The sequence below is a fragment of the Desulfovibrio sp. genome (genome assembly GCF_035644575.1).
Taxonomy (GTDB): Bacteria; Desulfobacterota; Desulfovibrionia; order Desulfovibrionales; family Desulfovibrionaceae; genus Desulfovibrio.
This window is the reverse complement of the sequence record NZ_DASQOG010000068.1, coordinates 1-6958: the sequence shown is the minus strand read 5'-3', so window position 1 is coordinate 6958 and position 6958 is coordinate 1. Positions and strand designations below refer to the sequence as shown.

The 6958-nt window shown below is 60.9% G+C and carries 8 protein-coding genes; 2 read left to right on the top strand and 6 right to left on the bottom strand.

What is annotated here, in order from left to right; all coding sequences use genetic code 11:
- Positions 1 to 187: 187 nt before the first annotated feature.
- From VEZ52_RS03355 to VEZ52_RS03330, 6 genes are all read right to left on the bottom strand, one after another.
- Entirely contained in the window at positions 188 to 880 is a 693-nt protein-coding gene (locus tag VEZ52_RS03355; RefSeq protein ID WP_324835528.1) for a DVU0298 family protein, read from the bottom strand.
- Positions 881 to 1800: 920 nt separating this feature from the next.
- Positions 1801 to 2400 (bottom strand): lysine exporter LysO family protein, encoded by a 600-nt coding sequence (locus tag VEZ52_RS03350; protein WP_324835527.1) that lies wholly within the window; start codon positions 2398 to 2400, stop codon positions 1801 to 1803.
- Entirely contained in the window at positions 2390 to 2722 is a 333-nt protein-coding gene (locus VEZ52_RS03345; protein WP_291443481.1) for a LysO family transporter, read from the bottom strand. Before VEZ52_RS03345 ends, VEZ52_RS03350 begins: the two co-directional genes overlap by 11 nt.
- Positions 2723 to 2812: 90 nt before the next feature.
- Entirely contained in the window at positions 2813 to 3673 is an 861-nt protein-coding gene (locus VEZ52_RS03340) for a hypothetical protein (RefSeq protein WP_324835526.1), read from the bottom strand.
- On the bottom strand, positions 3655 to 4908 hold the full coding sequence (coaBC, locus tag VEZ52_RS03335; protein ID WP_324835525.1) for a bifunctional phosphopantothenoylcysteine decarboxylase/phosphopantothenate--cysteine ligase CoaBC: 1254 nt from the start codon (positions 4906 to 4908) through the stop codon (positions 3655 to 3657). Before coaBC ends, VEZ52_RS03340 begins: the two co-directional genes overlap by 19 nt.
- Positions 4905 to 5525, bottom strand: a complete 621-nt coding sequence (locus tag VEZ52_RS03330; RefSeq protein WP_324835524.1) for a hypothetical protein — start codon at positions 5523 to 5525, stop codon at positions 4905 to 4907. Before VEZ52_RS03330 ends, coaBC begins: the two co-directional genes overlap by 4 nt.
- A 119-nt stretch (positions 5526 to 5644) precedes the next feature.
- Here VEZ52_RS03330 and queA point away from each other — a divergent pair, with 119 nt between their 5' ends.
- Both queA and VEZ52_RS03320 read left to right on the top strand, forming a co-directional pair.
- The gene (queA, locus tag VEZ52_RS03325) at positions 5645 to 6742 is read left to right on the top strand and encodes a tRNA preQ1(34) S-adenosylmethionine ribosyltransferase-isomerase QueA (protein WP_324835523.1); all 1098 of its coding nucleotides are present in this window, start codon (positions 5645 to 5647) and stop codon (positions 6740 to 6742) included.
- Between the two features lie 39 nt (positions 6743 to 6781).
- The coding region (locus VEZ52_RS03320) for a 4Fe-4S binding protein (protein WP_324835529.1) at positions 6782 to 6958 on the top strand (177 nt) is incomplete at its 3' end.

Here is a 6958-nt window from a genome sequence, read left to right as displayed (position 1 = left end):
TATCAAGACCCCTTCAAGGGGTAGCCAAAGCGACAACGGCACTGGGCTTGAACGCAGTGAAAGCTAGCGTCTTTAGGCGCAGCCGGTAACAGGCCCTTACAGGGCCAGAGCAAACCACCCGCTATGCGGGTGGTTTTGATTATGGCAAGCGCCAGCTATGTCTTGCAGGCTGCTCGCAAGGAGAACGTTACTTCAGCTTGCCCTCAAGAGCCTCGGCTGCAATCTGGCTGGCGGTTTTTTCGTAAACATCTTCGCCGTCAAAAAGTTCGCAGGGGGCTGTGTTGCCCGCTTCGGCCAGACGGCGCAAGGCAGGGGCGTCCATGAGGTCGGGCGGCAGTTGGCAGAGCGCCCATGCGGCCATGCCCTGGCACACCGTGTCCACGTCTTCCAATCCTTTCAGCAGCCAGGGGCGAGCGGTCAGGCACAATTGCGGGCGTGCCTGGGCAAGACGCCCGATGGCCCAGTAGCAGGAGCGGCGCAGGGTGTCGTTGTCGCAATAGTTGTCATCGCGGCCAAGATCAATGATGTAGCTGATAAGAATGCGGTGAAAATCCTTGGCCAGGGATTCGCTGGCAGCGAGGATTTCTGCAAAGGCCTCGGGGATGCCCCATCCGATGTTGCCGGATTCTTCATTGAGGTGCCACATGAGGCGGCGGATGATATTCTTGGCCGATTCCGGCTGTTCCTGCATCAGGCGCGCCGTTATCTGCCCCAGCGCCACTGCGGCGCGGTGCATGGTCTGGGGGCCGAGCAGAAGAAAGGAAAAGAGCGGCCCTACATTTTCAAGGCCGCCCTGGGCGATTTCGTCCAGGTGCTCGCGCCACTGCGGGCTGACAAGGCATTCTTTAAGCTTTTGTTTTGTAGATCGCATGCGGGCCATGAGCAGTTCCTCCACGGTCTGTTTTCAGGCTTGCGTTCATAGTGAGCGCTTTTGAGCGATCTGGCAAGGCAGGAATCTGGTAAGTTGTTTTGCCTTGCGGCGGGATTGGGCCCCCCTTCGGGCACGGAAATTTTGCCTCCCGGCGAAGTTTGGGACGCCTGCCCGGCGCGGGGGGAAGGGGACCGGCTATGGGGCTACGCCCCGCCATTCTGATGCCAAACCCCGCCCTGCGGTCTTTGGGCCGCTTGCGGCGGCGTTGCCGCCGAGCGGTAAGGCACGGATATCAGTCGCTGACGGCGCGGCAAAGCCGCGACCTGCTCCTGATTTCCGGTCGTATTGGCTAAGCCAATACTCCGTATGGGGCTGCGCCCCCTCTGCACTCCCCCCGGATCACCCCCCTTGGGGTTTCAATTACCGTGGGATTGCGAGGGCACGCGTCTTGTGCTGCGGGAGCTTCCTTCTCTCGCTGCGCTCGCTCAGGTGATCTCCCTCCGCGACGCGTAAATGCCAGCGCCCGTTTTCGCTTTGGATGAGATTCCGCTTCAGCCAACAAGCACTGTCCGCATTACTTATTAAAAATTTTTGCGTCACGCGAACCTTATCCACTACCAACCCCTCCTCTGCTTTCCTGTCTCTTTTGCGTTTAATTGCCTTTTCCCATTGCCCGTGATCAGAAGCAGGTTGTGGAGTCGCCTTCCTTATACTCGCCGAAGCAGAGCGGAGGCGATGGTTGGTGTTGGGCGAATTTGCAAAATACGCTTTTTGCGGGCTGAAAAGGAAGCGCCGGGGTTTTGAGCGCAGCGTACTCATGTAAGTGAGCATCAAAATCCCGGCGCTGACATATTCAGATCGTAAAAGTCGGGTTTGCGTAAATCAGCCTGACAGGCTCAATACCCCCCCCCCGCATTGGGGTGACTATTCTAAAGGGTACAAAAGAAAATCACCCAGAACGGCACGCTGAAATCAAGTATCATGGCATGCACAATGGAAACAAAAATCCAGTCCTTGCCGCAATACCGTGTAATAACAGGTAACGTCGTATCCATGGTAGACGCCCCGCCGCAACTGATAGGCATGAGCGGGCCAAAATACTTCGCCAGCAAGGGCGTGAGCAGCAACGTGATGAGTTCACGGGCAATATTGCTGATGAGCGCAATAGTACCCAGCTCCGGCCCCTTGTATTGCGAAATGAAGATGGACGAGAGCGAATAATAGGCAAAGCCCGCGCCCACAGCCATGCACTCGCTCACGCTGTATGTCAGAAACAGGCTCATGAGCGCCGTGCCAGCAAAAGTTCCCACAGTGGTTGCCAGCGGCAGCAACAAAACGCGCGGGCGCAGCGTGCGTAAAATTTCGCCCAATCTGCGGTCTGAACCGATGGAAATGCCCACCAGCAGCATGAGCAGCCACAGGGCATAGACTGTGAAGTCGTGCTCCACCAGATAGGTGGGTATCAACCCCACGCGAGCCAGCAACGCCCCGGAACAAAAGAAAAACAGGATGATAAGGCTACCCTTCATGGTTGGGTGCCTCAGCATCGGACGCCTTTTGTTGGGGAGAAATCCCTGTGGGAGTGGGCGTTTTGGTGAAGAATCGGCGGATCAGTGCCACGCAGGCAAAGGAACCCAGAATGCCCGCAACCGTGAGGGCCAGGGCAGCGCCGCCAAGCCGGGGTAGGGACTGCATGAGCAATTCGTTGCTGCCCACGGATATGCCCAGAGCAAAAAGCAGCAGCATGATGGCGGGGGTAACGCAGCGTGTCAGCGAGGTAATCCAGGGCTGGCCGCGCAGCAGAAAGCCAAGGGCCATGCCAAGAAAGGTGAGTCCAAGCGCGATAAACATGGAAAGAAAATCTCCTCTCGGTCGCTCACGAGCGACAATGAAGGGCAGGCCGTGGCGCGCGGCGACCCCCACGCGTCCTGCTTGCGGGTTTTACCGCAAAATATGGCGCAGGGCTTCGCGCAGCAGAGCCAGCATGGATGCATAGCGCTGATCGAACTGGAGCAGATTGTCCACGTCCCAGAGAACCCATACCAGCTTGCCCCTGTGGCGTATCTGCTGCGGGGGCCGCAGCCCGCCGGGGAGAGCAACGGCATTGGCCGCCGCCGAACCCATGACCACCACGCCTCTGGCGCGGAGTTGGGCAGCGCCAGACCAGAACACGTCAGCATTGGCTGCAAAGCCATTGTCCGACATGGGCGGTACGTCTGGCGGCAATGCTGCGGGGTCGGGCGGCAGGCATGAGGGCCAGAATGTGTGCGTACCTGCGGGATGCCCCAGATCGTTCAGCAGGCGTTGCAAAAACTGGCGGCGTTCCATCCGGCCCGGGGTTTGCGGATCGCAGAGGTCGGGGCCAAGATTCCAGTATGTCCACAGCACAGGGCCGGGGCGGGTTTGCTTCAGGCGCGCCTGCCAGGGGGCGGGCCACACGTGGGGAGGCAAGGGCAGCCACGCGGCGGCCTTGCCCTGCTCTGCGGCAGGGGCGGCTTCGGCATGGGGGGCTGTTCTGTTGGCAGCCTGGGCAGCATCCGGCCCTGTGGACATGTGGGGCCGCCGCTGGGCTTGCGCTTCACGATTTGGCGCGGGGCTTGCCGGTCGCGGACTTTGCTGCCAGGGCTGGCGTTCACGCGCGGGCTGGGCCGCGTGAGTCTGGCCGTGGGCGTTGGCGGATGCAGCGCGAGACGCCTCCTGTTGGGGGGCGGCAAAGGCATCATAGCCTTCGGGCATGAGCAGGGTGGTAAGCCCCCGGCGCTGCCAGAGCGCGCTGACGGGGTTTACGAGCGCAAAAGCCATGAACACAGTTCCCAGGCCACATCGGCCTTGCTTTGGTTGGGCCAGATTTCTTCATGTCCGGCTGCATCTACAACAGCCATGGAGTTGGTGGCAGCGCCAAAGCCGCTGTCTGTGGCGTTGACGCGGTTGGCTGCCAGCACATCGGCCTTTTTGCCCTGGAGCTTGGTATGGGCCAGAGGCAGCAGGGCCTGCATGTCTGCGGCGGTTTCCGCGGCAAAGCCCAGCACCTTCTGACCGGGCTTGCGGCCCTCGGAAAGAGTGCGCAGAATATCAGGGTTGGGCGTAAAGGCCACGGTGAGGCCATCCGGCGCGTCCGCTTTCTTGAATTTGCGGGAACCAAAGGGTTGAGGTGAAAAATCCGCCACAGCAGCGGTGAACATGCCCATGTCCATGTCGGGCCAGACATCGGCTGCGGCCTGAAACATGTCGCGGGCGCTCACAACGTCGTGCCGGACGATTTCACGCGGCAAACGCACGCGTACGCCGGGGCCGCAGACGGCAGTAACCTCTGCGCCGCGCAGCCATGCCGCCACTGCCAGCGCCGCACCCATGAGGCCGCTGGAAGGATTTGACCAGAAGCGCACGCCGTCCCATGCCTCGCGTGTGGGGCCAAGCGTGACCATAACTCGCTTGCCCGCCATGTCCTGCGGCGAAAGCGCGCGCAGGGCCGCCAGAAAAATATCGTGCAGGGGGGCAAGACGGCCCTCGCCCTGTTCGCCGCAGGCCGTGCCGCCGCATGCCGGGAGTACAATGTGCGCCCCGCGTTGCCGCAAAATGTCAATGTTGGCCTGGGTGGCAGGGTTGGCCCACATGCGCGGATTCATTGCCGGGGCGATCACCATTGGCCCGTCAAAGGCCAGAGCCTGCGCCGCCAGCATGTCGCTCGCCGCGCCGTGCGCCAGACGGAACAGAGCGTCGGCCGATGCCGGAGCCACCACCAGGGCCTGCGCGTGTTGCCCCGGTTCAAGATGCGAAAAAACATCCTGCCCCGGCGAAAACATGTCCTCGTAGACCGGGGCAGCGCCCAGCGATTCAAAGAGCAGGGGAGCCACAAAGCGGCGTGCGCCCGGCGTGAGCGTGGCGGAAACATGCATGCCCAAGCCTGTCCATGCGCGCAGCAGATCAGCGGCCTTGTAGCAGGCCACAGAACCGCACACGCCAAGATGCAGACGCTTGCGTTCGTAACGGGTGCTCTGGTCAAAGGGAGTGCTCAGACCACTTTTGCTTTCGCTCATAGGTTTCGCTCCTGGAGACCGCCCTTGTTGCCGCCCCAGCTTTCAGTAAAGCCAGGCTTGGGGGAGGAGTTCATGCCGCCGCCTCCGCCAGAGCTTTCGCTGTAACCAGACGAGGCGCCGCTGCCGCTTTTTCCCCCGCCGTAGCCGCTGTTGCCTGTATTTTCCTGCATGGGCAAGGTTGCGCCATCGGGCATGCGGTCGGCAACCCAGATGGCAAGCACGGTACCCATGGTTTCCCGTTCAATTGTCAGCGTAGCCACGGTTGAGCCGCGTTCGTACACGTATACGCTGCGTATGCCCTTGCGCTGGGCCATGCGCAGATGCCAGCCCTGACCCTGCAAGCCGGTGAACATGATCTGGGCTGCAAAGCCTATGTCGGCATCACCGCGAAATATTTCAAGCCCTTGCGCGCCTCCGGTTCCGGCTGTCTGGTAGCCATGGGTGGGGAAACGCTGCATTCCGGCGGGTGTGGAAACCCCCAAAAGTTGGCTTGTGCCTGTATCAACGCCGCCCGTAAGGGGGTCATTGGTAAAGGGATTGTTGATTTCCATCGTCGAACAGCCCGCCATCAGAGCGGCAAGCAGGGTGACTGCAAGGATGACAAGCGGGCGTCGCATGGCTATAATCTCCTCCTCCCGGCGTGAAATGCTCCGGAAGCAACCCAAGTACACTAGCGCCTCCGCCGCATGCTGACAAGCCCACGGCGCGAGAGGTTCATTAACGAGGCCCACGTATTATGCCCATTGAGGAAGCGGATTTTTTTCTCGAAAGTTATAATTTTGCATTGCCTGAAGCGCAGATAGCCCAGTTCCCGCCCGAAGAGCGCGGGAACTCGCGTCTGCTGGTCATGCCGCGCCAGGGCGCGCTTGAGCTTGAGCACCACCAGTTCAGCGATCTGCCGGACTGCCTGCCCGAGGGCGCGTTGCTGGTAGCCAACAATTCCCGCGTACTGCAGGCGCGCCTGCTGGGAACACGCTCCACCGGCGGCAAGGTGGAGTTTCTGCTGCTCACGCCCCTGCCGCTGGTGCTTGAAAGGGCACGGCCCGACAAGCTTGGCGGCTCAAGTGCCGAGGTTGAGGGGCTCATACGCTCCGGCGGCAGCATTCGTGATGGTGAAAAGCTTGAATTTGGCGCGGGCATCAGCGTGACCGTGCTGGAATCGGGCGAATTCGGGCATCGGCGTGTGCGTCTGGCCTGGGACGGCGACCTCTCCAAGGCCTTTGCCGCCACAGGGCACATCCCCTTGCCGCCCTACATCAAACGGACAGATGCGGAAGAAGATCTGAGCCGCTACCAGACCATTTATTCCCGCGAGGACAAGACGGGTTCTGTGGCCGCGCCCACGGCGGGGCTGCACTTTACCCCCGAAATGCGAGAAACCCTGAAGGCCAGAGGCTTTCAGTGGGCGGACGTAACCTTGTACGTGGGTTACGGCACCTTCAGCCCTGTGCGCAGCGCCGACATACGCGGCCATCGCATGCACAGGGAATATGTGGAAATGCCCGAGGCAACGGCTCTTGCCATTGCCGAGGCCAAGCGTGAAGGGCGGCCTGTGATTGCCGTTGGCACCACCAGCCTGCGCTCTATGGAGGGCGTGGCTGAATTGTGCGGCAGGGTGCAGCCCTTTACCGGTTGGACGGACATCTTTTTGTACCCCGGCAGGCCCTTCCGTGTGGTTGACGGCCTGCTGACAAACTTTCATCTGCCTGAGTCCTCCCTGATCATGCTGGTTTCTGCCCTGGCCGGGCGCGAGCGCGTGCTTGCCGCTTATGCCGAGGCCGTGAGCAGGGGGTATCGGTTCTTCTCATATGGCGATGCCATGCTTATTCGCTGATTGTTTCAAGAAGCGGGTGTGGAATCCCAAGGAGCTGAAATGTCAAGAGTTGTATTCATGGAAGAGCGCTGCAAAGGCTGCCGCCTGTGTGTGGAAGTCTGCCCGGTGCACATCCTCCGGCCTTCGGGCCGTTTTAACCGCCACGGTTATGAAGTGATGGAAATGGAAGGCCAATGCACGGGCTGTGCCTCGTGCGCGGTCATGTGTCCCGATGTG

What these genes read in the sequence shown, in the direction of transcription:
- VEZ52_RS03355 (WP_324835528.1), bottom strand. Translation starts at nt 880, where the DNA reads ATGGCCCGCATGCGATCTACAAAACAAAAGCTTAAAGAATGCCTTGTC.
- VEZ52_RS03345 (WP_291443481.1), bottom strand. Translation starts at nt 2,722, where the DNA reads ATGTTTATCGCGCTTGGACTCACCTTTCTTGGCATGGCCCTTGGCTTT.
- coaBC (WP_324835525.1), bottom strand. Translation starts at nt 4,908, where the DNA reads ATGAGCGAAAGCAAAAGTGGTCTGAGCACTCCCTTTGACCAGAGCACC.
- VEZ52_RS03350 (WP_324835527.1), bottom strand. Translation starts at nt 2,400, where the DNA reads ATGAAGGGTAGCCTTATCATCCTGTTTTTCTTTTGTTCCGGGGCGTTG.
- queA (WP_324835523.1), top strand. Translation starts at nt 5,645, where the DNA reads ATGCCCATTGAGGAAGCGGATTTTTTTCTCGAAAGTTATAATTTTGCA.
- VEZ52_RS03340 (WP_324835526.1), bottom strand. Translation starts at nt 3,673, where the DNA reads ATGGCTTTTGCGCTCGTAAACCCCGTCAGCGCGCTCTGGCAGCGCCGG.
- VEZ52_RS03330 (WP_324835524.1), bottom strand. Translation starts at nt 5,525, where the DNA reads ATGCGACGCCCGCTTGTCATCCTTGCAGTCACCCTGCTTGCCGCTCTG.